Source organism: Pseudomonas sp. HP_14, assembly GCF_055283875.1.
In genome coordinates, this window is the sequence record NZ_JBTOQI010000001.1 from 181,763 (window position 1) to 204,669 (window position 22,907).

Below are 22,907 nucleotides of genomic sequence, written 5' to 3' on the forward strand. Positions count from 1 at the left end.
CACCGTTTGACACCAAGCCATCCCTCCACGAAGCTGCAAGCCGTAAAGAAATGGATATCGGTGTGCTCATGCCTTTTCGAGGCTACTTTTCAAAAAACACTGCCCGTCGCCGTATCGGACTGGTAGCCGCTTTGATTCTGATCGTGCTGGCAGGCGTTGTTTACCTGACACGACAATGGTCAACCCCGCCTGCTCCGCCAGTGCTTAGCCAGACTTACGGCGAGGCCCTGGAAATTGCACACAACGGAAAGCCTGGCGCTGCAAGGGTCCTCTATCAGCACCTGGCCCGCACCGACCTCTCCGACATTCGTCGCGCCAGCCTGCTGGCTGAACTCGCAAACTACCCAAGTCCTCAGGCATTAAGGTTGCTGGATGCGGCACTGCAGAATGATTCGGTGCTGGTCCGCCAGGCAGCGATTGGCGTCACGCAAAAAATGCTACCTGACGGCAAGCGCAGTATTCTGCTGGGGCCAATGCTCGAGGATCGGGAGCCTGCGGTTCGCTTCGACGCAACATGGGCGCTGCTCGACCTGTCTCCGGATGAACTGGGCCTGTATTACGCAGCCTTGCAGCACAGTGTTGAACTCTGCGTGACCGCCCTAAAGGCCCAGCCCCCTTCGGGCACCAGCCAGGTGCAACTGGCACGTTTGCTCGCGCACAACGGTGATAAACCCTCTGCGTTGGCTGCCCTGCAAGTTGCGATGGACTTGGAGCCAAAAAACCTCGAAGCATCCATCGCCTACCTGGAGCTACTCGACCAGCCAGGGCAAACCGAACGTGCACGCCAGCTGCTGGCCCGCCTGCTGGCCCAACATCCGCAGTCCTCCAGGCTACAACATGCCTTGGGCATGTGGCTCCTTGACCACGAACAGAGCGAATACGCGCTGCTTGCACTGGCCAAGGCGGTTGAACTGGAGCCCGACAATACGTCTTACCGCTATGATCTGGCGGTAGCACTGCACGACCTTGAGCAACTTGAAGCCGCGCAGAAACAATTGGCAGAAATCCTCCAGCGCCAGCCTGCCAACCGCCAGGCAAGGATAATGTTGATTCGATACTGGAAGGAAACCGGGCAACTGCAAAACGTACAGGTACTGCAAGCCGAGCTTGAGCAGCAAAACCCGGATGACCCAGCCCTGCAACAGGGGCTTTAGCTGTAAAGGACTGCCGAGCGAAAAAAATACGCTGTTTGGGGTAGCCGCTAATATCAGAAATAACTTACAGCCGAGTTCATCTGATAAGACAACGTGAGTGGCGCGGCCACCAACTCTAGTCATTCACGTCGCTAGTTAATTGCATCAAAACTATTTTCTAACTCAAAAAAAAAGTGCATGATTTGCACGCTACTGATTTAAAACCACCTTTTTTCATCACAGCGAAGCGACAGGAAAGCGTTAATCCCTCGGGGAAAAACGCGACCTTGGGTTCCGTTAAGGCACCTTCAATACACGCACTCTTCCCAAGCGCTTGTCTTATCGTTTTGTGACGCTGGTAACAGCCAATCACCGTCGGAGTATGTTATTTGTCCAGACTTGCCGAGTTTCGCGCAGCAGAAAAAGCCCTTCAGGAACAGCTGGCTCAGCTGGAGTCCTTGAAGAATGATGCGGGCCTGAAAAAGGAGATCGAGTTCGAACAGAAGCTTCAGGCTTTGATGAGCAGCTATGACAAGGGTCTGCGCGACATCATTACGATCCTTGATCCAAAAGGCTCGTCGTCCCTGCCCGTAGCAGCCGGGCCAAAGCGCCGTCGCGCACGCGTCGTCAAGGTTTATCAAAACCCGCACACCGGTGAACTGATCGAGACCAAAGGTGGTAACCACCGCGGCCTGAAGTCCTGGAAAGAGCAATACGGTGTTGAAACCGTGGATTCATGGCTTCGCGCCTGATCAAACTCTGCCCGTTAAAAAGCCCTGCCTCTGCAGGGCTTTTTTTATAAAAACGACAAGTCTCTGACGTCAGATATAACTCTTTAAGATTAACCGCTGTTCGCGTGTCGCCTGCGCTCTGGATATAGTTCGAATTGAGTTACGCGGATCACGATGCCTATTACTGTTCAGCCTGCGAGTACGATACCTATGTATATGCACGGCTCGTCGCCGTCCTCGACACGCATATGCCGCAACGGCCATCAGCAATCCACGCTAATAACAACCAGCATTATCATTGGTACTTGTCAGAATATTCCGATATTTATAAGTACGGGCGTTCCAGATTTTTCTCACGGGCTTCACGTTTTTTTCACAGACCGTCTTCCACTATAGAGGCTGCTAAAGGATTAGCGCCCCATGCCCGCTTCGGCGGGCCTCTTTTTGCCTGAAATTCGTGCATGCCACGGATTCACTGCGCTCCGCCTAGCCGCAATGTATTGCGAATCTGCATGGCTTCATCACTGGTAGCCGCGTAACCGGCAGCAGAACCTGCGTATGACAGCGACCATGCTGTATCAGCGGTCGCCGCGGCCACCAGTGTCTGAGTCATGACGTGCACCCCGTTCTGAGTGATCGTACAGCTGGTCTCCATTGCGGGTAGCTTGCTGAGCTCCGTCGCGTGAATGCGAGTACAGACGCTCTGGAAGCCACTGCGCGCGAAATTCACCTGTACAGCCTTACGCATTTCCAGCAGCACGCCCTCGACATTCACCTGATGGCCTGATTGCAGACGGGACTCGGTAAGCTCCATGACCATGACCGGGTTACCCGCCTCGTCATTTTTGGCTGCCCGTTGCCTGGATTGAGGCGAAGGCTGCCCGGCAACGGGCTGAGTAGCGCCCAGCTCTTCAACCTGCCAGCCGCTCGGCCAGATGATAACCGCATCACCCGCGTGAGCCCCTCCGACGACCAGCGTCAGAAAAAAACCAATGAATGAATATCTGTATCGCGGGTCAATCATGAGGGCACCACCCAAGTACATAGGCGACAAAGTCTGACCGCCCGCAGCTTCGGGAACAAGGGCTGTCACGCGGCAATTGAGTCGCAGGTTTGGCTTCGACGCGGGCGGCCCGTATCATTTGCCCATACAGAAGACCTCAACCGGAGATATCCATGAGTTTGCAAGACCTTAATACCTTCCCTGGCGTAACCGCAGAGCCTGAGGTTGCGACCCGGCAATTCGTGTTCAACCACACCATGCTGAGGGTCAAGGACATTACCGCGTCACTGGACTTCTATACTCGCGTATTGGGTTTCAGTCTGGTTGAAAAGCGTGACTTCCCCGAAGCCGAATTCAGCCTGTATTTCCTGGCACTGGTCGACAAAAGTCAGATTCCTGCAGATGACGCGGCTCGTAACGTGTGGATGAAGTCCATTCCCGGCATTCTCGAGTTGACGCACAACCACGGCACCGAAAAAGATCCAGCGTTTGCCTACCACAATGGCAACACTGACCCTCGAGGGTTTGGGCACATATGCATTTCCGTGCCGGACGTGCATGTTGCCTGCGAACGCTTTGAAAAACTGGGCGTGAACTTCCAGAAGCGCCTCGCTGACGGGCGCATGAACAGCCTGGCATTCATCAAGGATCCGGACGGCTACTGGGTAGAAATCATCCAGCCGACACCACTGTAAGCACAAACAAAAAGGGCCTCATGAACAATCATGAGGCCCTTTTTTATTGCCTGAACATTATGTGGTTACGCTGGCGCAGAGGTTCGGATCAAGTGATCGAATGCGCTGAGAGAGGCTTTGGCACCCTCCCCCAGGGCAATGATGATCTGCTTGTAAGGCGTGGTGGTGACGTCGCCTGCAGCAAAGATACCTGGAAGCGAAGTTTCCCCACGGGAGTCGACAACGATCTCGCCGCGTGGCGACAGCTCGATACTGCCTTTGAGCCAATCGGTGTTGGGCAACAGACCAATTTGCACGAAGATACCTTCCAGTTCTACCGTGACTTCCTCACCGTTCACACGGTTTTTGTAACGCAACCCGTTGACCTTCTGCTCATCGCCGGTGACCTCAGTGGTCTGCGCGTTGGTGATAACCGTTACGTTAGGCAAACTGGTCAGCTTGCGCTGCAACACGGCGTCAGCCCGCAATTGCACATCAAACTCCAGCAATGTGACGTGAGCCACGATACCGGCCAAATCAATGGCAGCTTCGACGCCGGAGTTACCGCCGCCAATCACCGCAACACGCTTGCCTTTGAACAACGGGCCATCGCAATGCGGGCAGTAAGCAACACCTTTGTTGCGATATTGCTGCTCGCCCGGAACGTTCATTTCCCTCCAGCGTGCGCCAGTGGCGAGAATAACGGTCTTGGCCTTGAGGCTCGCGCCGCCGGAAAATTTCACTTCGTGCAGGGCGCCGTCCTTGCCGGGAATCAGTTGGTCTGCACGCTGCAGGTTCATGATGTCCACTTCGTATTGCTTGACGTGCTCTTCAAGCGCTACAGCCAGCTTCGGACCTTCAGTGTGCTGCACTGAAATGAAGTTCTCGATAGCCATGGTGTCCAGCACCTGACCGCCGAAGCGCTCAGCCGCCACACCGGTACGAATACCTTTGCGCGCTGCATACACGGCCGCTGCTGAACCAGCCGGGCCACCGCCAACTACCAATACATCAAACGCTTCTTTGGCATTGAGTTTCTGTGCCTGACGATCACCAGCACCGGTGTCGATTTTGGCCAGAATTTCTTCCAGACCCATACGGCCCTGACCAAACAGTTCACCGTTCAGGTAGATGCTCGGCACCGACATGATATGGCGATCGGTGACTTCGTCCTGGAACAGCGCACCATCAATAGCGATGTGTTTGATGTTCGGGTTGAGCACTGCCATCAGGTTCAGCGCCTGCACGACGTCCGGGCAGTTCTGGCAAGACTGGGAAAAATAGGTTTCGAATGTGAATTCGCCTTCAAGTGCGCGAATCTGTTCGATGGTGTCTGCGCTGGCCTTGGATGGGTAGCCGCCAACTTGCAGCAGTGCCAATACCAGCGAAGTGAATTCGTGGCCCATCGGGATACCGGCGAATCGCAGGCTGATGTCTTGTCCCGGGCTGTTGAGCGAGAACGACGGGGTACGCACGTCGGTGCCGCTGTCATTAAGGGTAATGTCTTTCGAAACGCTGATCACGTCATTGAGCAACGCCAGCATTTCCTGGGATTTCGCGCCGTCATCGAGGGACGCGACGATCTCGACCGGGCGGGTAAGACGCTCCAGGTACGATTTCAGCTGGGCTTTAAGATTGGCGTCCAACATGCGGGCGATTCCTTTAGCAATTAGAAAAACAGGAAGTAGAAAAAACAACGCCCAGGCGATAGTCGCCCGGGCGTTGTTTGGGGCGATGCGGTTTACGTGCTTAAGCGCTCAGCGCCCCAAGCCGGTTCATACGGCTTAGATCTTGCCAACCAGGTCCAAAGATGGAGCCAGAGTGGCTTCGCCTTCTTTCCATTTAGCTGGGCAAACTTCGCCTGGGTGTGCAGCAACGTACTGAGCAGCTTTGACTTTACGCAGCAGCTCGGAAGCGTCGCGGCCTACACCACCGTCGTTCAGCTCAACGATTTTGATCTGACCTTCTGGGTTGATCACGAAAGTACCGCGGTCAGCCAGACCGGCTTCTTCGATCAGTACGTCGAAGTTGCGGGACAGGATGTGAGTCGGGTCGCCGATCAATGGGTACTGGATTTTGCCGATGGCTGGCGAAGTGTTGTGCCAGGCAGCGTGTGCGAAATGGGTGTCAGTCGACACGCCGTAGATTTCAACGCCCAGTTTTTTGAAGTCGGCGTAGTTATCAGCAAGGTCTTCCAGTTCGGTCGGGCACACGAAGGTGAAGTCTGCTGGGTAGAAGAAGACGACAGACCATTTGCCTTTGAAGTCAGCTTCAGACACGTCTACGAAAGAGCCGTTCTGGAATGCAGTGGCTTTGAACGGTTTTACCTGGCTGTTGATGATAGGCATCGGTGAATCTCCTAGTGGGTTGTTAATTCGATGAGACAGAGCTTACGCATAATGGCCTATGTAGGCTCATTGGCAAACCTCATGTGCACGATTGGTTTTGACTATAAGGGAGGCTTATTAATAGAAGGAAAGGTAATTTCGCTTTTGAAGGTCAAAAGGCCCGCGAAGGCTCAAGCTCGGCAATTTCTCCACCTCCCCCTCCCCTGATCTCGCACCCTTGGGCGAACTTTCGATTCGCGGCCAGCGTGCGAGACGCCGAAAACAAGGCTCTTAACCTGCACCGGCAAATAACCAGCCCAAAAAAATCGATTCGCTATAGCAACTCAAATAGTATGTAATTACAGGGTACATACCACAGTATGAAATAAAGGATCACGAAATGGCTCGCGGCGGCATCAACAAGGCATTGGTACAGGCAGCAAGACTTGCGCTACTGGCCCGCGGTGAGCACCCCAGCATCGATTCAGTACGCATTGAAATGGGCAACACCGGCTCGAAAACCACCATCCATCGCTATCTGAGAGAGCTGGACGAAAGCGATCGGGCAGGCACAACACCTTCGGACATCACTGATGAGTTGACCGAACTGGTCACCCGCCTCGCGCATCGCCTGCAAGGCAAGGCCCAAGAGACCATTGATGAGGCTCAGTCGCGCTTCGATGTAACGTGCCATCAGAAGGATGAAGCACTGCATCAGGCACACCGTCAGCTCGAAAAGATGACCGCGCGCTGGAATCGCAAGACCGAACAATTGAAGGAGCAGGCAACGACGCTGCTTGCCACCCGCGAACGACTGCAGACGGAGCACACCCAGAATGCTCGTCTGACTCAAGCCAATCAGGATTTGATGAATCGACTCGCAGACAAAGACGAGCAGATTCGCTCACTGGAAGAAAAAAACCTGAAAGCCCTCGAATCCGCAAAACAACAGCGTGAGCAAGAGCAGCGACGATACGAGGAGCACGCTCTAGAGCTGCAGACAGAGTTGCGTCAGACGCAAAGCCTGGCGACGCAACATCAGCAAGATATCACCCGGCTTACGCGGGACAATGAGCGACTATTGGCAGAGAACCGCAGTGCTCAGCGAGAGCAGGATGCTCACAATGACCAGCTAACCAAAGCCTCGGCTCAAGCTGCCAGCACGCTGGAACAGTTACAGAGCACGCAAACCCGCTGCACCGTGCTTGAAGAGCGCGCTCGCCTCGCACAACAGGACAGCGCCGAGGCCCGGCAGCAGCTTACTGATCAGCTGCAGCAGAATCGGGTATTGGAGTTGATATTGATCAAGACCGAGCTGGCACTGGAAGGCTTGCGAAACGATCATTCCACAACGACCGCCCCCTCAAAGCATCACCCCGATTAGCCCTGATCGTGGCGCTCAAGCATGGTCCTGACGCGCAAACCCAACTCATCCACGGTAAACGGCTTGGTCATCATGTCCATGCCGCACCCAAGGAAGTCGCCTCGAACCTGAGCCTCTGGCGCATAACCGGTCATGAACAGCACGCGTAAATCAGGCCGATACTGCCTGGCTATTTCGGCGAGCTGACGACCATTCAAGCCCGGCAGTCCCACATCGCTGACTAACAAATCAATACGCTGCTGCCCCTGCAAGTAAGGCATGGCAGCCTTGCTGTCGCCCGCCTCCAGAGTGGAATAGCCAAGCTCATGCAGCACATCAACCACCAGCATGCGCACAGGCTCTTCGTCTTCAACCACCAAAACACACTCGCCGCTGACCGCTCGCGGTGCCTCCAGCCCAGTCACGACTGCCGTGATGCGCTCACCAAGGTCTTGATCACAAGACAGGTAAAGATGAACCGTCGTGCCCTGCCCCTCGACACTGTCGATCACAACATGACCACCCGTTTGCTTGACGAAACCGTAGACCATCGACAAACCAAGACCCGTACCCTGGCCGATAGGCTTAGTGGTGAAGAATGGATCAAAGGCTCGATCCAGAACATCGTCAGGCATACCTGATCCGGTATCACGCACACTCAGACGAACATATTCACCAGGCGAAACCTCTCCCGAGCGCCCCTCAACCCTGACATGCTCACTGGCAACCGTTAGCTGACCACCGTCAGGCATCGCGTCCCGAGCATTGATGACAAGGTTCAGCAACGCGTTTTCCAATTGATGTTCGTCGGTACTGGTGAGCTGCAGCCCCTCGCTCAGCTCGATACGCAACTCAATGCTTTCGCCGGTCGTGCGGGCCAGCAACTCCTGCATGGATGTCACCATCTGATTCACATCGACAGCACAGTTGTTGAGCGATTGTCGACGGGCGAAAGCCAGTAGCCTGTGAGTCAGAGCCGCAGCGCGATTGGCTGAGGTCATGGCCGCACTGATGTAGCGATCAATCTCTCCCGTCCGGCCAGCAGCAATGCGTCGCTGCATCAAGTCCAGAGCACCAAGTACGCCGGTGAGCATGTTGTTGAAGTCGTGGGCGATACCGCCGGTTAGCTGGCCGATGGCGTCCATTTTTTGCGCATGACGCAGGGTTTCTTCGGCCTGCTCACGCTCGGCCATTTCGATTTGCAGCAGCTCGTTGATACTGGCCAGCTCACGAGTACGCTCGGCCACTCGCAACTCGAGGCTCTCATTGAGCTCGCGGAGCGCTTCTTCTGCATTGACCTGGGCGGTAATGTCAGTGTGAGTACCAAGCCAGTGGGTGATATGCCCATGCTCATCGCGGATCGGCAAGGCGCGAGCCAGAAACCAGTTATAGCCACCGTCCTTGCCGCGTAGCGGGAACGTGTCTTCCCAGATCGAGCCCGTTGCGAAGCAGTGCACCATCCGCGCGGTGACCCGATCAACATGCGCCGGGTGATGAACCGAGCGCCAGCCCAGCGCCCGCATGGCTTCCAGAGAAGCCCCGGTATAGTCATACCAGCGCTCGTTGTACCAATAAATATTGCCCGCGGAGTCCGCCGTCCATGCCAACTGACTCATATTGTCGGCCAGGCTACGGAATTGACGCTCGCTCTCCAGCAACGCGTCAATGTTGCGCATGGGGCCTATATCTTGCTCATCGAAGGTCAATGGCATTGCCGCCCAATAGTATTGACTGCTCATCGCAGGTGTCCTTCCTGGAATATATGATCGACCCGGCCTTCATCCTGAATCCCGGGCATAGCTCTATCTACACAAACGGCGCCTAACGATCAACCGGGGAGCGCATGGTGACAAACTCTTCAGCGAGTGTCGGGTGCACACCCACCGTATCGTCAAACTGACGCTTGGTCGCGCCAGCCTTCAATGCAATGGCCAACCCCTGAACGATTTCACCCGCCTCCGGACCGACCATGTGGCAGCCGAGCACGACGTCTGTGTCGGCGTCGACGACCAGCTTCATGAGGGTACGTTCCTGGTTGTCAGTCAGGGTCAGTTTCATCGGACGGAAGCGGCTTTCAAAAATCCGCACGTCATGACCCGCTTTTTTTGCATCTTCCTCGGTCAACCCAACAGTGCCGATGTTCGGCAGGCTGAAAACGGCGGTCGGAATGTGCATGTAGTCCACAGCGCGATAATCTTCCGGCCTGAACAGGCGTCGGGCGACGGCCATGCCTTCAGCCAACGCTACAGGCGTTAATTGAACTCTGCCGATCACATCACCGATAGCCAGAATCGATGGTTCGCTGCTCTGGTAATTATCGTCGACCTCGACGAAGCCATTCTTGTCCAGTTTGACGTTGACGTGCTCCAGACCGAGATTGTCGAGCATAGGTCGACGCCCGGTGGCATAGAACACGCAATCAGTGTTCACTTCTTCCCCGCTTTTGAGGATGAGTTGCAGTCTGCCATCGGATTGTTTTTCAATGCGTTCGATATCGGAATTGAACCGCACATCCATACCGCGCTTGGTCAGCTCCTCGTGCAAGTGGGTGCGAATGCTGCCATCAAAACCGCGCAGGAACATTTCGCCGCGGTACATCAGCGTGGTATCCGCCCCGAGCCCATGAAAAATCGAGGCAAACTCGACGGCGATGTACCCGCCGCCCACGACCACGATGCGCTTTGGAAGCTGCTTGAGATAAAACGCCTCATTGGAGGTGATGGCGTGCTCGCGACCCGGGATATCCGGCACCTGCGGCCAGCCTCCGGTAGCGATCAGAATATGTTCGGCGCTGTAAATCTGGCCATTGACCTCAACTTCATGAGGCCCTTTGAGCGCCGCATGGCCTTCGAGCAACGTAACGCCGCTGTTAACCAACAAGTTGCGATAGATACCGTTGAGATGCTGGATCTGCCGATCCTTGTTGGCAATCAACGTTGCCCAGTCGAAGCCGGGTTCACCGGTTGACCAGCCGAAGCTTTTGGCCTGCTCGAAATCCTCAGCGTAATGGGCGCCATAAACCAATAGCTTTTTGGGTACACAGCCCACGTTGACACAGGTGCCGCCCAGGTAACGGCTCTCGGCCACCGCCACGCGCGCACCAAAACCCGCAGCGAAACGCCCGGCGCGAACACCGCCAGAACCGGCACCGATTACAAAGAGGTCAAAGTCGTAAGCCATGTAAATCTCCTAAGCAGAGCTACAGCATATCAGCCAGAAACGACAAAGCCACCCGAAGGTGGCTTTGTCCTACAAGCAAGTCTGAAGAATTCTCAGAGGCTTAGCTGCCTTTCTTGTAGAAATGCTCGAAGCAGAAGTTGGTTGCTTCGATGTAGCCTTCAGCGCCACCGCAGTCGAAACGAGTGCCTTTGAATTTGTAAGCCAGCACGTTGCCTTCTGCTGCCTGCTTCATCAAAGCGTCGGTGATCTGGATTTCACCACCCTTGCCTGGCTCAGTGGCTTCGATTTTCGCGAAGATGTCCGGCGTCAGGATGTAACGACCAATGATCGCCAGGTTGGAAGGTGCATCTTCCGGCTTTGGCTTTTCAACCATGTCGGTTACACGAAACAGACCCGGCTTGATTTCTTCACCGGCGATAACGCCGTATTTCTGCGTTTCGTTCGCAGGTACTTCCTGAATGGCGACGATTGAGCAGCCATAGTGCTTGTGCAGCTTGACCATCTGGGCCAGCACGCCTTCGCCTTCAAGGTTCACGCACAGGTCATCTGCCAGTACGACGGCAAAGGCTTCGTTACCGATCAATGGACGACCGCTGAGGATTGCGTGGCCCAAGCCTTTCATTTCGGTCTGGCGAGTGTAGGAGAAGCTGCACTCATCGATCAGCTTGCGGATACCAACCAGGTATTTTTCCTTGTCAGTACCTTTGATCTGGGTTTCCAGCTCATAGCTGATGTCGAAATGGTCTTCCAATGCGCGTTTGCCGCGACCGGTGACAATGGAAATTTCGTTAAGGCCCGCAGCAAGAGCTTCTTCCACGCCGTATTGGATCAGTGGCTTGTTGACCACTGGCAGCATCTCTTTAGGCATGGCTTTGGTCGCTGGCAAAAAGCGAGTGCCGTAACCGGCTGCGGGGAACAAGCATTTCTTGATCATAAAAGTCCTTCATGAGGGCTATTGGCGTTAGCGGCGCAGTCTAATCAGGCGGCGATCACCTTACAATGCCCCGCCTCTGGCCTTTCGATGCCATGGTAGAGGAATCCTCGAGCAGATAGTTCCACTCGATTTCAGATTTAAGAACATCAGAGAACACTTAACGCTCAATGCCATACCCGCCGAACCCGCTTCATTCGAGCTAAAAGGTCCCGGCTACGCGGGTTGATTCACCCAGCCAGGACTGCATTGAAAGGCCCTTCCAAGCGTAGCCCATCACCATGCAGCGCGTAGGACTATTCCTTGACTGATACCACGCAGACGCCCTCCTGACACGACGCAGGAGACAGCAATACAAGCCGGGCTTTATGATGTGTGGCTGCACACACCAAAGAGACTGCTGCAATGTCGCAAGAAAAAAACGTAAACGGTTACCTGATTAAAAAGCTTCAGGACGGCCAATGGTGGGCCTGCTCTGCAGACGGGGAAGCGATAGCGGGCCCATTTGCCAGCGAAGAAGCCGCCGTTGAAGTCGCCGCTGTGTTGCAGGACCAGCCAAAAGCCGCACGTCGACGCCCCTCAAACAAAGCCTGATCGCAAAAGCGTTGAATGATGTCGGAACGATGGCCCCGATGTTCAGTCATAGCACCAACGACGTTTGACGCACCTTATCCCCGTCTCATTCAAGAAGTACGAAAACATGATCAGAGTTTTGTCCATTATTGCTGTACTGGCCCTTACCGGCTGCGCAACCGCCTCTAACACCTACCTCAAAAACGGCCGACAGGGCCTGAACATTGACTGTTCGGGCGAGGCGATGTCATGGGCAAGCTGCTACGAAAAGGCAGATGCATCCTGCGCAGGTACTGGCTATGAAATCGTGGGCACCGACGGCACGCCGCGCCCTCCCGAAAGTGACAAGACCCTCGGGGTTGACGTAGGCAACTACAAAAATCGCAGCGTGCTGGTCGTGTGCAAATAAAAGGGTTTAACCCGAGATGCAGAATGTCGCTGCATGCTGCACATCCTTGGGGCGGATCGGCACATTGGACAGCCGCTCGTAAACCTTGATCGAACTGCCGCCTGAACGGTTTTCGACATCCAGAACTGCGGCAGGATCCTTACTGAACTTCTGCGCGACAATCACCCGCAAGCCGTCGTGGTGTGGCTCTATCAAAGGAGGCTTGCGGCTGTCGGCAATCTTGCCAACGAAACACTCGGTATATTCCTTGGGAGTTTTGCCAGACATCACGTTCATGGTCGCTGGGGTATGTTCGATATCTGCGACGGTGGCACAGCCAGTCATCGCCAGAGCCAAAATTACGACAGCCAATTTCATACAATCCTCCCGGTAAAAGTGCTACGACAAGCTTGGCGGGAATTAAATCCCGTATAAAGTCGTTTTTAGCGCGCAGACTGCAATAAAACCTGAATCGCTGATAAATGCCGACCCGCGTCATGCTATCGTTTTGATTTTTCGAAAAAAGCCTTACGCCGGAGACACCCATGAAATTCGTACACCAGCGCGAGCACCTCAATGAAGACGACCTGGTCGTCATCGAGTGTTCTCAGCTCTGCAATATTCGCCTGATGAATGACTCGAACTTCCGCACCTTTAAAAACGGCGGACGCCATACCTATCACGGCGGTGCGTTTGACAAATTTCCGGCCAAGATCGCCGTCCCCAGTACCGGATTCTGGAACATCACCATCGATACTGCGGGGCGCAAGATGGATTCCAACGGTGGGCGCAAGACCAGTTTTACGCACTCAATCAAAATTGTCCGTCGTTCAACGTCTCGACTGAGCTGATCGTACCCATACTGAAGGAGCCAACGTGAACACGCCTGCCCCAAGAACTACCAAATTTGCTGTCAGCTACAAACTCAACGGCGAACGCCGCTTCGAGTTCGCTCAATTACAGTCGGCATCTGTAGAAGAAGCAAGGAATGCCCTGCAAAAAATGCACGGCGATAGCAGCGATGTGATCAGCGACGTAAAAGTCAGCAAGGCCCTTTAATTCCGCCATTGAAAAAGATAGCAAACGCTCTGCGGAAGCTGCGCGGGCGTCTAGGTCACCCCTTGGCCTCGCGGCAAACGGGCGGCCTGTAGGAGCCAACTTGTTGGCGAGACATCAGGCCTGCCTGGTCAGAAAGTCCGCCTCGCCAACACGTTAGCGCCTACCGAAAGTGCATTTCAATTCAGGGTTCTTCTACAGTTCGATAGGAGCCGCGCCGCGCAGTATCGCAGCAGACATTGGGTCCGTAGGAGCCCCCCAACGCCATGAAACGGGAAAGCACAACACCGACCACGTTCGACCTGTTCGCCGAGGAGCCAGCACCCAGCTCCGGCACCGAACAGATCGGTCCCTGCTCATGGGTATTGCGCGGCCTGGCACTACCTGAAGTCGATACCTTGCTGGCAGCACTGGAAGACATTCTGATCAGAGCGCCTTTCAGGCATATGGTGACGCCGGGCGGTTTCACCATGTCGGCGGCGCTGAGCAGTTGCGGCAGCTTTGGCTGGATGACCGACCGTACGGGCTACCGCTACACCCCAACCGACCCCCAGAGTGGTTTGCCATGGCCGGACATTCCAACGGATTTCATGATGTTGGCCCAGCGCGCAGCGCATAAGTGTGGTTTCAATGGGTTTGTTCCGGATGCCTGCCTGATCAACCAGTACATCCCCGGCGCCAAAATGTCTTTGCACCAGGACAAGGATGAAAAGCACTACGAATGGCCAGTGGTATCGGTTTCTCTGGGGTTGCCTGCAATCTTTCTGTTTGGCGGACATCAGCGCCACGACAAACCCCAGCGGATACCGCTCATGCACGGCGACGTGGTGGTCTGGGGTGGTGAGGACCGGCTGCGTTTTCATGGCGTACTGCCCATCAAACCCGGCCATCACCCCTTGCTTGGAGAACAGCGCATCAACTTCACGTTCAGGCGCGCGTTTTAACCTCACCAGCAGCGCGGGACTTCACCGGGCAGATCACCCGATGCAGGTTGAGCGCAGTGTTAATAATGCCAATATGGCTGAACGCCTGAGGGAAGTTGCCCAGCATGCGCTGTTCGCGAGGGTCGTATTGTTCGGCGAGCAGACCCAGGTCGTTGCACAGCCCGCACAGTCGATCAAATAATGCAGCAGCCTCCGGCTCCCGCCCCATGAGCACATAGACATCGGCCAACCAGAACGAACACACCAGAAACGTCCCTTCGTGCCCCGCGACGCCATCAACGCTGTGCTCGGTGTCATATCGCAACAGCAAGCCGTCCTGAATCAGACTGCTCTCGATGGCCGCAACGGTACCCACCACGCGCGGATCGTCGGCCGGCAGAAACCCCGTCAAGGCTATCTGCAGCAGGCTGGCATCCAGCGCGGGCGAGCCATACGTTTGGGTAAAGCTGCCGATGGCCGGGTCATAACCGTTAAGGCACACATCGGCATGAATATCGTCAGCCACCTTGCGGTAATGATCCGCCAGTGCCCGATCTTCATCACCTTGCGCCAGCTCGGCGAGCAACGTGGCGTTTCGGTCAAACGCCACCCAGGTCATGACCTTGGAATGAGTAAAGTGGCGAGGCTCGGAGCGAATTTCCCAGATGCCCTTATCCGGCAAGTGCCAGACTTTTTCGAGAAACGGCATGATCACTCTGGAAATCGCAATGCTGCGCGGCGGTCGCGGCAAACCGCCCTTGATCGCCTGAATCATGGCGTCGGCAACTTCGCCATAGACGTCCAGTTGCATTTGCGTGGCGGCTCCGTTGCCTATGCGTACAGGGCGCGAAGCCTCATAACCGTTGAGCCAGGGCAACTCGAATTCTGGCAACCGCCTTTCACCACCAAGCCCGTACATGATCTGGATCTGTTCGGGATTGCCTGCAACCGAGCGCATCAACCATTCACGCCAGGCCGCTGCCTCCTCGAAATAACCGAGATTCATAAACGCCAATAGCGTCATGGTCGCATCGCGCAACCAGCAATAGCGGTAATCCCAATTGCGCTCACCGCCCAACTGTTCCGGCAGCGAGGTGGTGACTGCCGCAACAATGCCGCCCGTGGGCTGGTAGGTCATCGCTTTCAACGTGATCAACGAACGCTTGACCTGCGCGGTCCATGGCCCCACCTCGGGACAGCGATCCGAGAACTCAAGCCAGAAGTACTCGGTTGCCGCCAGAGCAGACTCGGCGTCGACCCCCTCGTGAACAGGTTCGTAAGACGCCTGATGGCTCAGCACAAACGCCTCGCGCTCCCCAGCGTCGATACGGAAATGGCAACCGGTGTGATGATCAAGCGCCTTCAGGGGTTCTGGCGCGTGCAGCACCAGCATTTCCGGCCCTGCTACTGCACTCAGGGTCTGACCACCCTTATTTTCAACCCAGGGCACGCTGCTGCCGTAATCAAAGCGAATAGCCAGATCCATGTCAAAAAACACATGCCCGCTCAGGCCGACGACAATCCGTACGACATGGCTGCCCTCGCCCGGCGGCATGAAATCGACCAGCATTGCCCGCCCGGTTGAAGTTTCAAACACGGTCTCGAGAATCAGCGTGCCTTCCCGATAGCGCCGTTCGGTACTGATCAACGGTCCGCTGGGGGCTATTTTCCAGCGCCCGTTATCCGTGTCGCCGAGCAAGGCAGCGAAACACGCAGGCGAATCAAATCGAGGGAAGCACAACCAGTCCAGCGAACCATCTCTGGCCACCAGCGCGGCCGTTTTGCAGTTGCCCAACAGTGCGTAGTCTTCGATCAACGCGGCCATGAACAAGCATCCGTAATCAGTTGAGCATCAACAGCCAATCAGCGTGGCAGCAGGTAGCGCTCGATAGCGCTGGCAACTCCATCTTGCAGGTTAGTACCGGTGACGACGTCGGCCTCGTTGCGCACGCTCTCTTCAGCCTGGCCCATGGCGATTGAAAGCCCGGCTTTGTGAAACATGGCAACATCGTTACCTCCATCGCCAATTGCCGCAGTGTGGGCCATGTCGACACCCGACTGCCCGGCCAGAATGACCAGAGCATTGCCCTTGTTGGCGTCCAGAGCTGTTACATCGAGGTAATACAACTGTGAACGCGCAGCATGCGCCTGCCCTGCGATCAAGGGATTGAGTCGACTTTCAAGCTGCTTCAGCAAGTCAAAATCGGTACTGGCGGCGACAATCTTGTCGACGCGATCCAGCCACGGCTCGAAGCTTTCAACCTGGACCGGCTCGTAGCCCAGCGTCGTAAGTTCATGCTCGACGTAGGCACCTTCCGGGTCGATCAAAAACCATTGATCATCGGCAAATACCCATACCGCCACCTCGTATCGGGAAAACAATTCGATACAGGTTCGGGCGGCCACCGGGTCGATACGGTAGGCAAACAGGACACGCCCATCTGGGGCAACGATATTGGCGCCGTTGAACCCGGCTGTGGGTAACTGGACGCCCAGCGCTTCGATCTGTTGCCGCATGGCGCGTGGTGGACGACTGCTTGCCACCGTAAAATGGATTCCGGCATCACGCAGCCTCGCAACAGCGTCAATAGTCGCTTGACTCAAACTGTGATCAGGCCGCAGCAATGTCCCGTCGATATCCGACAGTACAAATCGAATGTTTGATTGATGCTCTTCAGGCATTGATATCCCGCCATTCTCGACCGTCTTTGCCCAGCAACGTATCCGCCGAAGTGGGTCCGTCCTCTCCAGCGGCATACAGCTCGACCTGAGGGTTGTTCTTCCAGGCATCCAGAAATGGCTGTACGGCACGCCATCCGTTTTCAATGTTATCAGCACGCTGGAACAGGGTCTGATCCCCGGTCAGGCAGTCGTAGATCAAGGTTTCATAGCCGGTAGACGGCTGCATCTCGAAGAAATCCTTGTACTCGAAGCCCAGCTCGATGTCTTCCATATGCAGGTTGGGCCCGGGACGCTTGGCGTACAGGTCAAACCACATGCCCTCGTTGGGCTGGATCTGAATGCGCAGATAGTTGGGTTTGATGCGATCAATCTCGGTATCACGAAACTGTGCATACGGCGCTGGCTTGAAGCAGATAGCAATTTCGGTGCTGCGTTTACTCATGCGCTTGCCGGTGCGCAGGTAAAACGGCACCCCGACCCAACGCCAGTTGTCGATCATGACCTTGAGTGCAACAAAGGTTTCAGTGGTGCTGTCAGGATCAACCTTGTTTTCCTGACGATAGCCCGGCACCTCCTCATCGCCCTTGCGGCCTTGCGCGTATTGGCCACGGACAGAGTTGGCCAGGGCCTCCTCTTCACTCCAGGGCCTAATCGCGCCGACGACCTTGGCTTTCTCACCGCGAACCGCGTCTGCACCGAAGGCGGCTGGCGGCTCCATGGCAACCATGGCCAGCAACTGGAACAAGTGATTGGGAACCATGTCGCGCAGTGCGCCGGTATGCTCATAGAAACTGCCACGCGTCTCGACCCCGACAGTTTCCGCTGCGGTGATTTGCACGTGGTCAATGTAATGGTTATTCCAGAACGACTCGAACAGAGCGTTGGAAAAACGACTGACCAGAATGTTCTGGACCGTCTCCTTGCCCAGATAGTGGTCAATCCGGTAGATCTGCTTCTCGGTCATGACCTTGAGCAGACACTCATTGAGTGCAACAGCGCTGGGCAGATCCGAGCCAAACGGCTTTTCGATCACAACCCGACGAAATGAACCAGGCTCCTCGCTCAATAACCCGGAGGAGCCCAGCCGTGTAGCCACTTCGCTGAAAAAACGCGGAGCAGTGGCGAGATAGAAGACGGCGTTGCCGGTACCGGTGCTGTTGATCTTCTCGGCAATATCGCCATAAGTCGAGTCCTCGAGAAAGTCGCCCTGTACGTAGCTGATCCGTCCTGCCAGCTTGCGCCAGAGTTCAGGATCGAGGGGATCCTTGCCGTCGTCCGCGACCTTGCTGGCGGCCTCCTGACGGATGAAATCCTCAAGCTTCTTTGCAAAATCGACGTCGCTGATCGCGTTATGGTCCACGCCGACGATATACAGGTTTTCATCAACCAGACCGTCCCTGCTCAGGTTGTAGAGCGCCGGCATAAGCAGGCGCTTCACAAGGTCCCCATGGGCACCGAACAGGAACAGCGTGGTGGGTGGCGCAACTTCAGGCTTTTGCCGGGTACTGCTGCGCGATAATCCCATTACTTGGGACCTTCCTTGTGACCACCGAAGCCAAAGCGCATTGCCGACAGCATCTTGTCGGCATAAGAGCTCTTCTGGCGGGAGCGGAAACGGGCAAACAGAGCACTGGAAAGAACCGGAACGGGTACCGCCTGCTCCATCGCGGCTTCGATTGTCCAGCGACCTTCGCCACTGTCAGCCACGGCGCCGGAGTACGCATCGAGTTGCGGGTCAGTGGCCAGAGCATCAGCCGTCAGATCCAGCAGCCACGAAGACACCACGCTACCCCGACGCCAGACTTCAGCGATATCGGCCATGTTCAAGTCGAAACGCTGCTCGGCAGGAAGGTTCTCGGAGTTCTTCTGCTTGAGGATGTCGAAGCCTTCGGCGAAGGCTTGCATCATGCCGTACTCAATACCGTTATGGATCATCTTCACGAAGTGGCCAGAACCCGCCGGGCCGGCGTGAATATAGCCACGCTCGGCACGGTCATCGGCAGAGGTGCGACCTTTGGTGCGTTCTACCGAACCCATGCCTGGGGCCAGCGTGGCGAACAACGGATCCAGACGCTGAACCACATCAGCTTCACCGCCAATCATCATGCAGTAGCCACGCTCAAGCCCCCATACGCCGCCGGAAGTACCCACGTCGACGTAATGAAGGCCCTTGGCTGTCAGCGCCTGCGCGCGACGGACATCGTCCTTGTAGAAAGTATTGCCACCGTCGATGATCACATCATCAGCATCCAGCAACTCACTCAGAACATTGATGGTCTCTTCAGTCGGCTCACCGGCAGGAAGCATGACCCACACGGCGCGGGGCTTTTCCATGGCCGCTACCAGCGCGGGCAGATCGGCTACGGCAATCGAACCTTCCTTGGCCAGAGCGCTGCGCGAAGCTTCATCACGATCGTAAACCACGGTAGTGTGGCCATTGAGCATCAGGCGTCTTGCAATATTGCCGCCCATGCGGCCCAGTCCGATGATTCCAAGTTGCATGCTGGTGCTCCGTAATTCGCAAAAACAAAAAATGTTACCTCATTGTACAGCTCACTTCGTTGTGAGCCAGCCATGAGCATGATTTTTAAGGCCCTGTTTTGCCGCTAGACCAGAGCCTGCGGGGCCTGTAGTATGGCCAATAGACACCAGCGCGAATGTGACGATTATTGAGATCAAGAAACGTTCGCGACAATTGAAAATAAAAAAGTTCCATTTTCCCGCAAAAGAAATCAGAATTGCCGCCGATAGAGAGGTAAGCAGAGGCGAGTCGGCGCATCGATAGTCATTTGCCAGGACCTTTCATGTTGAATCCGCCATTTGCGAGGTGAGCAATGGGCACTGTACTACCGGCAACTGCACCACAAACTCTCTATGTCACTGTCCGTCGTGACGAACTGCGCCAGCTTAAAGAAGAGCGCGAACAATTGCTGAGCAAGGTCGCTCATTTGAGCCTCATGCTGCAACAAGCGCAATTGATGCACTCCGGCACTGCCCTGCAAGCCTGAGCCCTGCCTGCTCGTTGCCTCTGTGTAACGTAGCCTGACGAATAGCGGCAAGCCCGATCGGCCGGCTTGCCCCCCCGGCAATATTCTCCCCTGAATCCCTTTCTTTCTTCGGCGACATCTCTCTATAGGTGCGACGTCTGCTGCGCGATAGTTCGTTTGCTGCACGCCTTCAGAAGCTCCGACCCGACACCCTGTCTAACGTTCAAACCCGCCAGCGGTTTAACGGACAAGTGATCAGGCCGGTTATAAGCAATTAAAGCGTCTTCTGCCAGAACATTGCCTTGCCCATCTGCGGATCCAGCTCATAACCCGCAAAACCAAGCTTGCGATAGGCTCCCTGGGCAATCAGGTTACCCTCCAGCACCTCAAGCGTCAGTTTGCAGCACCCACGCTGGCGAGCGATTTCTTCTACCTTGGCGAGCATCTTCTGACTGATGCCCAGGCCTCGGTACTGCCCCAGTACCGCGACATCGTGAATATTGACCAGCGGGCGACACTGGAAAGTTGAAAAACCCTCAAAGCAGTTGATCAGCCCGACCGGCTCCCCGGAAATAAAAGCCAGAACGCTGAACGCATGTGGACGCTTGGCCAATTCGATCGCCAGTTGTTGTTGGGTATCGGCCGACAACGACTCACCACCTCCCATAACATCCTCGGCGTACTGATTGAGCATGAAGCCAATCGCTTGCGCGTGTACCGGGTTGGTGTAACTGGCTTGCAGTACCAAAACTTCAGGGCTATCCATTACGTCCTCTTGCAACTGCTTGATCACAGGCATGGTTGACTCGAACCGAGCCGGGTCGTCGATTCTATCCCGCCATGCGCGAAAATGTTTCGATCAACTCAGAGGAAAATTCTACAGACGCCCTAATAACAGGCGACCCACGCACCATGAAATAGCGCTTGTGGCTGTAGGGGATGATTCTTGCCCCATGTAGTCTCCTTCAATGCACTTGTCGGAGGCGCCCGAGGCATCATCGTCAAACAATCCGACGATCGGTAATTCTCGTGCTCCACAGCAGGTTCTTCGCTCTAACAAAGAGCATTGAGTCATCTGGCCACTAGTTTTTCTGGATTATCACACGCCCCACACCCGCCTCCGAAGCCCATTCCAGACATTTCCCACAAAAAAAGTCGAAACTTTCTCTTGAGCCCACAGGTCATCTCTTAAGAGCGCCTATGCTGTTGGCTATGCCCGCATTTTGGCGCTACCAAGCTGTCCGTGAATCACGCAAACAGTAAATGGGTACTGATCTTGCGTAGCGCATGTGTGCTCGGCCATAGGACATGGCCAATAACAAATCTAATGCAGTACCAACACTGTATTGAATGGGAGAAATCGATGATTAGCGCCGCTGTCAAAACCCAGAAGGGAGAGAGTTTTAATCAGCCGGCCAGCGAGCTGACTCATCTGCCGGTCTTCGCTACGACGAGCGTTCCACAGCTGCAGCTGCCTGCCGTTTCACAGCCAACAATAGTGGCAAGCAACAGACGCAAAGTCTTGTTTGTCACTTCCGAGCTGGCTGACCTGGTGAAAACCGGTGGGCTTGGTGATGTTTCTGCTGCACTGCCGCGAGCCATGCGTCACCTGCACGACGTCCGAGTGCTGATTCCCGGCTACCCGCAAGTGCTGAATAGTGGCAACCCGATTCATGTGATCAGTCAGTTAGGCGGTCATGCTGCCCTGCCACCCTGCAAGATCGGCCGTATGGACATGAAAGACGGTCTGGTGATTTATGTGCTGATTTGCCCTGAACTGTATGAGCGCGAAGGGACGCCTTATGCGGACAATCAAGGGCGTGACTGGTCCGATAACCATATTCGCTTCGCCCGTCTGGGACTGGCTGCTGCAGAATTCGCTGCGGGTGCGGTAAAAACCCAATGGTGTCCAGAGCTGGTTCATGCCCACGACTGGCCAGCGGGTCTGGCTCCTGCCTACATGAAGTGGCGCGGGCAGACGACACCGACCATCTTCACCATCCATAACCTGGCTTATCAAGGCACCGTGAGCACAGCGTCCAGCCGCGAGCTGGGTATTCCGGATGAAGCGCTCAGCGCAGACGGTATGGAGTTTTACGGCAAGCTCTCGTTCATCAAAGCCGGTATGGCCTACTCCAGCCATATCACCACGGTCAGCGCCACTTACGCCAAAGAAATTACCACCCCTGAATTCGGTTGCGGCCTGGAAGGCTTCCTTCAGCACAAAGCCAATCGTGGCCAGCTCAGTGGTATCCCGAATGGCATCGACGCCAGCTGGGATGCGGCAACTGATGAGCATCTGATTTGCCACTTTGCGCCCAACGAATGGCAGCGCAAGGAGATCAACGCCGATCACGTCCGAGAGTTGTTCGAGCTGGAGCCGTCTACCGGCCCGCTGTTCGCCGTCGTTTCGCGACTGGTTTATCAGAAGGGCCTGGACCTCACCATCGGCGTCGCCGAGCACATCGTCAACAATGGCGGCCAGATCGCAATCATTGGTCGTGGCGAGCCTGAGGAAGAGGATGCCATGCGAGCCCTGGCGGAACGCTTCCCTGGCCAGATTGGCGTGCGTATCGGCTTCAACGAGACCGACGCCCGTCGCATGTTCGCTGGCAGTGACTTCTTGCTGATGCCTTCACGTTACGAGCCATGCGGGCTGAGCCAGATGTATGCGCAGCGTTTCGGTTCGCTACCGGTCGCCCGCAACACCGGCGGTCTGGCTGACACCATTGAAGATGGCGTCACTGGTTTCCTGTTCGACGAGTCAACCGTCGAAAGCTACACCGAAGCATTGAACCGTGCATTCAAGGTGTTCTCCAACCCTGCACTGATCAACGCCATGCGTTGCCGGGCAATGGCAGCACCTTTCAACTGGCACCAAGCGGTAGAGCCTTATGCAGAGCTCTATCAGGACCTGCTGAAAAAGAATGTGGGTACTGCTCTTCACTATTGATCA

At 55.6% G+C, this 22,907-nt stretch carries 22 protein-coding genes and 1 pseudogene; 11 read left to right on the forward strand and 12 right to left on the reverse strand.

What is annotated here, in order from left to right; all coding sequences use genetic code 11:
• The first annotated feature begins 68 nt into the window (after positions 1-68).
• Positions 69-1,154 (forward strand): HEAT repeat domain-containing protein, encoded by a 1,086-nt coding sequence (locus ACYASS_RS00735; RefSeq protein ID WP_463584883.1) that lies wholly within the window; start codon positions 69-71, stop codon positions 1,152-1,154.
• Positions 1,155-1,522: 368 nt separating this feature from the next.
• A complete protein-coding gene (locus tag ACYASS_RS00740) occupies positions 1,523-1,885 on the forward strand; it encodes a histone-like nucleoid-structuring protein, MvaT/MvaU family (RefSeq protein ID WP_243247595.1) in 363 nt (120 codons plus the stop codon).
• A 451-nt stretch (positions 1,886-2,336) separates the two neighbouring features.
• Here the strand turns inward: ACYASS_RS00740 and ACYASS_RS00745 are convergent, their stop codons facing one another.
• Positions 2,337-2,888 (reverse strand): DUF4946 domain-containing protein, encoded by a 552-nt coding sequence (locus ACYASS_RS00745; RefSeq protein WP_463584668.1) that lies wholly within the window; start codon positions 2,886-2,888, stop codon positions 2,337-2,339.
• A gap of 152 nt (positions 2,889-3,040) precedes the next feature.
• On the opposite strand from ACYASS_RS00745, the gene gloA reads away from it, so the two are divergent.
• Positions 3,041-3,562, forward strand: coding sequence for a lactoylglutathione lyase (gene gloA / locus ACYASS_RS00750; RefSeq protein WP_463584669.1), 522 nt, complete (start codon positions 3,041-3,043; stop codon positions 3,560-3,562).
• A 65-nt stretch (positions 3,563-3,627) separates the two neighbouring features.
• Here the strand turns inward: gloA and ahpF are convergent, their stop codons facing one another.
• Both ahpF and ahpC read right to left on the reverse strand, forming a co-directional pair.
• On the reverse strand, positions 3,628-5,190 hold the full coding sequence (gene ahpF / locus ACYASS_RS00755) for an alkyl hydroperoxide reductase subunit F (RefSeq protein ID WP_463584670.1): 1,563 nt from the start codon (positions 5,188-5,190) through the stop codon (positions 3,628-3,630).
• Positions 5,191-5,325: 135 nt separating this feature from the next.
• A complete protein-coding gene (gene ahpC / locus ACYASS_RS00760; protein WP_027902690.1) occupies positions 5,326-5,889 on the reverse strand; it encodes an alkyl hydroperoxide reductase subunit C in 564 nt (187 codons plus the stop codon).
• 379 nt (positions 5,890-6,268) lie between these two features.
• On the opposite strand from ahpC, the gene ACYASS_RS00765 reads away from it, so the two are divergent.
• Positions 6,269-7,252: a DNA-binding protein gene (locus tag ACYASS_RS00765; protein ID WP_463584671.1), complete on the forward strand. Its 984-nt coding sequence runs from the start codon at positions 6,269-6,271 to the stop codon at positions 7,250-7,252.
• On the opposite strand, the pseudogene ACYASS_RS00770 reads toward ACYASS_RS00765, so the two are convergent.
• The 3 genes and pseudogenes from ACYASS_RS00770 to galU all read right to left on the reverse strand — a co-directional run.
• Positions 7,249-8,907, reverse strand: a pseudogene (locus tag ACYASS_RS00770) (hybrid sensor histidine kinase/response regulator); the annotation flags it as partial. The gene ACYASS_RS00765 and the pseudogene ACYASS_RS00770 overlap by 4 nt on opposite strands.
• A 145-nt stretch (positions 8,908-9,052) precedes the next feature.
• The gene (gene gorA / locus ACYASS_RS00775; protein WP_463584672.1) at positions 9,053-10,411 is read right to left on the reverse strand and encodes a glutathione-disulfide reductase; all 1,359 of its coding nucleotides are present in this window, start codon (positions 10,409-10,411) and stop codon (positions 9,053-9,055) included.
• Positions 10,412-10,511: 100 nt separating this feature from the next.
• The gene (gene galU, locus ACYASS_RS00780; RefSeq protein ID WP_087264076.1) at positions 10,512-11,345 is read right to left on the reverse strand and encodes a UTP--glucose-1-phosphate uridylyltransferase GalU; all 834 of its coding nucleotides are present in this window, start codon (positions 11,343-11,345) and stop codon (positions 10,512-10,514) included.
• Between the two features lie 402 nt (positions 11,346-11,747).
• Here galU and ACYASS_RS00785 point away from each other — a divergent pair, with 402 nt between their 5' ends.
• Positions 11,748-11,936 carry a hypothetical protein gene (locus tag ACYASS_RS00785; protein ID WP_243247601.1) on the forward strand — a complete coding sequence of 63 codons (189 nt, stop codon included), beginning with the start codon at positions 11,748-11,750 and terminating at the stop codon, positions 11,934-11,936.
• A 106-nt stretch (positions 11,937-12,042) separates the two neighbouring features.
• Positions 12,043-12,324: a hypothetical protein gene (locus tag ACYASS_RS00790; RefSeq protein ID WP_243247602.1), complete on the forward strand. Its 282-nt coding sequence runs from the start codon at positions 12,043-12,045 to the stop codon at positions 12,322-12,324.
• Between the two features lie 6 nt (positions 12,325-12,330).
• Here the strand turns inward: ACYASS_RS00790 and ACYASS_RS00795 are convergent, their stop codons facing one another.
• Positions 12,331-12,681, reverse strand: a complete 351-nt coding sequence (locus ACYASS_RS00795) for a hypothetical protein (RefSeq protein WP_463584673.1) — start codon at positions 12,679-12,681, stop codon at positions 12,331-12,333.
• 167 nt (positions 12,682-12,848) lie between these two features.
• Between ACYASS_RS00795 and ACYASS_RS00800 the strand changes: the two genes are divergently transcribed.
• The 3 genes from ACYASS_RS00800 to alkB all read left to right on the forward strand — a co-directional run bounded on the left by ACYASS_RS00800 (position 12,849) and on the right by alkB (position 14,303).
• On the forward strand, positions 12,849-13,154 hold the full coding sequence (locus ACYASS_RS00800; protein ID WP_243247604.1) for a DUF1883 domain-containing protein: 306 nt from the start codon (positions 12,849-12,851) through the stop codon (positions 13,152-13,154).
• Positions 13,155-13,179: 25 nt separating this feature from the next.
• A complete protein-coding gene (locus tag ACYASS_RS00805; protein WP_243247605.1) occupies positions 13,180-13,362 on the forward strand; it encodes a hypothetical protein in 183 nt (60 codons plus the stop codon).
• 263 nt (positions 13,363-13,625) lie between these two features.
• Positions 13,626-14,303, forward strand: a complete 678-nt coding sequence (gene alkB / locus ACYASS_RS00810; protein WP_463584674.1) for a DNA oxidative demethylase AlkB — start codon at positions 13,626-13,628, stop codon at positions 14,301-14,303.
• Here alkB and ACYASS_RS00815 read toward each other — a convergent pair.
• The 4 genes from ACYASS_RS00815 to gnd are packed head-to-tail and all read right to left on the reverse strand — an operon-like array spanning position 14,287 to position 19,466.
• A complete protein-coding gene (locus ACYASS_RS00815) occupies positions 14,287-16,107 on the reverse strand; it encodes a glycoside hydrolase family 15 protein (RefSeq protein WP_463584675.1) in 1,821 nt (606 codons plus the stop codon). The genes alkB and ACYASS_RS00815 overlap by 17 nt on opposite strands.
• A gap of 38 nt (positions 16,108-16,145) precedes the next feature.
• A complete protein-coding gene (locus ACYASS_RS00820) occupies positions 16,146-16,964 on the reverse strand; it encodes an HAD family hydrolase (protein WP_463584676.1) in 819 nt (272 codons plus the stop codon).
• Positions 16,957-18,489: a glucose-6-phosphate dehydrogenase gene (gene zwf / locus ACYASS_RS00825; RefSeq protein ID WP_463584677.1), complete on the reverse strand. Its 1,533-nt coding sequence runs from the start codon at positions 18,487-18,489 to the stop codon at positions 16,957-16,959. The genes ACYASS_RS00820 and zwf overlap by 8 nt, the downstream gene beginning before the upstream one ends.
• Complete coding sequence (gnd, locus tag ACYASS_RS00830; protein ID WP_122663415.1) at positions 18,489-19,466, reverse strand: phosphogluconate dehydrogenase (NAD(+)-dependent, decarboxylating); 978 nt, start codon at positions 19,464-19,466, stop codon at positions 18,489-18,491. Before gnd ends, zwf begins: the two co-directional genes overlap by 1 nt.
• A gap of 332 nt (positions 19,467-19,798) precedes the next feature.
• On the opposite strand from gnd, the gene ACYASS_RS00835 reads away from it, so the two are divergent.
• Positions 19,799-19,972 carry a DUF6026 family protein gene (locus ACYASS_RS00835; protein WP_243247611.1) on the forward strand — a complete coding sequence of 58 codons (174 nt, stop codon included), beginning with the start codon at positions 19,799-19,801 and terminating at the stop codon, positions 19,970-19,972.
• Positions 19,973-20,225: 253 nt separating this feature from the next.
• On the opposite strand, the gene ACYASS_RS00840 is transcribed toward ACYASS_RS00835, so the two are convergent.
• A complete protein-coding gene (locus ACYASS_RS00840) occupies positions 20,226-20,717 on the reverse strand; it encodes a GNAT family N-acetyltransferase (RefSeq protein WP_463584884.1) in 492 nt (163 codons plus the stop codon).
• A gap of 597 nt (positions 20,718-21,314) precedes the next feature.
• Between ACYASS_RS00840 and glgA the strand changes: the two genes are divergently transcribed.
• Positions 21,315-22,904 (forward strand): glycogen synthase GlgA, encoded by a 1,590-nt coding sequence (gene glgA, locus ACYASS_RS00845; protein WP_243247613.1) that lies wholly within the window; start codon positions 21,315-21,317, stop codon positions 22,902-22,904.
• Positions 22,905-22,907 lie beyond the last annotated feature (3 nt).

What these genes read in the sequence shown, in the direction of transcription:
- gnd (WP_122663415.1), bottom strand. Translation starts at nt 19,466, where the DNA reads ATGCAACTTGGAATCATCGGACTGGGCCGCATGGGCGGCAATATTGCA.
- gloA (WP_463584669.1), top strand. Translation starts at nt 3,041, where the DNA reads ATGAGTTTGCAAGACCTTAATACCTTCCCTGGCGTAACCGCAGAGCCT.
- ACYASS_RS00735 (WP_463584883.1), top strand. Translation starts at nt 69, where the DNA reads ATGCCTTTTCGAGGCTACTTTTCAAAAAACACTGCCCGTCGCCGTATC.
- ACYASS_RS00745 (WP_463584668.1), bottom strand. Translation starts at nt 2,888, where the DNA reads ATGATTGACCCGCGATACAGATATTCATTCATTGGTTTTTTTCTGACG.
- glgA (WP_243247613.1), top strand. Translation starts at nt 21,315, where the DNA reads ATGATTAGCGCCGCTGTCAAAACCCAGAAGGGAGAGAGTTTTAATCAG.
- ACYASS_RS00840 (WP_463584884.1), bottom strand. Translation starts at nt 20,717, where the DNA reads ATGGATAGCCCTGAAGTTTTGGTACTGCAAGCCAGTTACACCAACCCG.
- ACYASS_RS00800 (WP_243247604.1), top strand. Translation starts at nt 12,849, where the DNA reads ATGAAATTCGTACACCAGCGCGAGCACCTCAATGAAGACGACCTGGTC.
- gorA (WP_463584672.1), bottom strand. Translation starts at nt 10,411, where the DNA reads ATGGCTTACGACTTTGACCTCTTTGTAATCGGTGCCGGTTCTGGCGGT.
- ahpF (WP_463584670.1), bottom strand. Translation starts at nt 5,190, where the DNA reads ATGTTGGACGCCAATCTTAAAGCCCAGCTGAAATCGTACCTGGAGCGT.
- ahpC (WP_027902690.1), bottom strand. Translation starts at nt 5,889, where the DNA reads ATGCCTATCATCAACAGCCAGGTAAAACCGTTCAAAGCCACTGCATTC.
- ACYASS_RS00795 (WP_463584673.1), bottom strand. Translation starts at nt 12,681, where the DNA reads ATGAAATTGGCTGTCGTAATTTTGGCTCTGGCGATGACTGGCTGTGCC.
- galU (WP_087264076.1), bottom strand. Translation starts at nt 11,345, where the DNA reads ATGATCAAGAAATGCTTGTTCCCCGCAGCCGGTTACGGCACTCGCTTT.
- ACYASS_RS00790 (WP_243247602.1), top strand. Translation starts at nt 12,043, where the DNA reads ATGATCAGAGTTTTGTCCATTATTGCTGTACTGGCCCTTACCGGCTGC.
- ACYASS_RS00785 (WP_243247601.1), top strand. Translation starts at nt 11,748, where the DNA reads ATGTCGCAAGAAAAAAACGTAAACGGTTACCTGATTAAAAAGCTTCAG.
- ACYASS_RS00835 (WP_243247611.1), top strand. Translation starts at nt 19,799, where the DNA reads ATGGGCACTGTACTACCGGCAACTGCACCACAAACTCTCTATGTCACT.
- ACYASS_RS00765 (WP_463584671.1), top strand. Translation starts at nt 6,269, where the DNA reads ATGGCTCGCGGCGGCATCAACAAGGCATTGGTACAGGCAGCAAGACTT.
- alkB (WP_463584674.1), top strand. Translation starts at nt 13,626, where the DNA reads ATGAAACGGGAAAGCACAACACCGACCACGTTCGACCTGTTCGCCGAG.
- ACYASS_RS00815 (WP_463584675.1), bottom strand. Translation starts at nt 16,107, where the DNA reads ATGGCCGCGTTGATCGAAGACTACGCACTGTTGGGCAACTGCAAAACG.
- zwf (WP_463584677.1), bottom strand. Translation starts at nt 18,489, where the DNA reads ATGGGATTATCGCGCAGCAGTACCCGGCAAAAGCCTGAAGTTGCGCCA.
- ACYASS_RS00820 (WP_463584676.1), bottom strand. Translation starts at nt 16,964, where the DNA reads ATGCCTGAAGAGCATCAATCAAACATTCGATTTGTACTGTCGGATATC.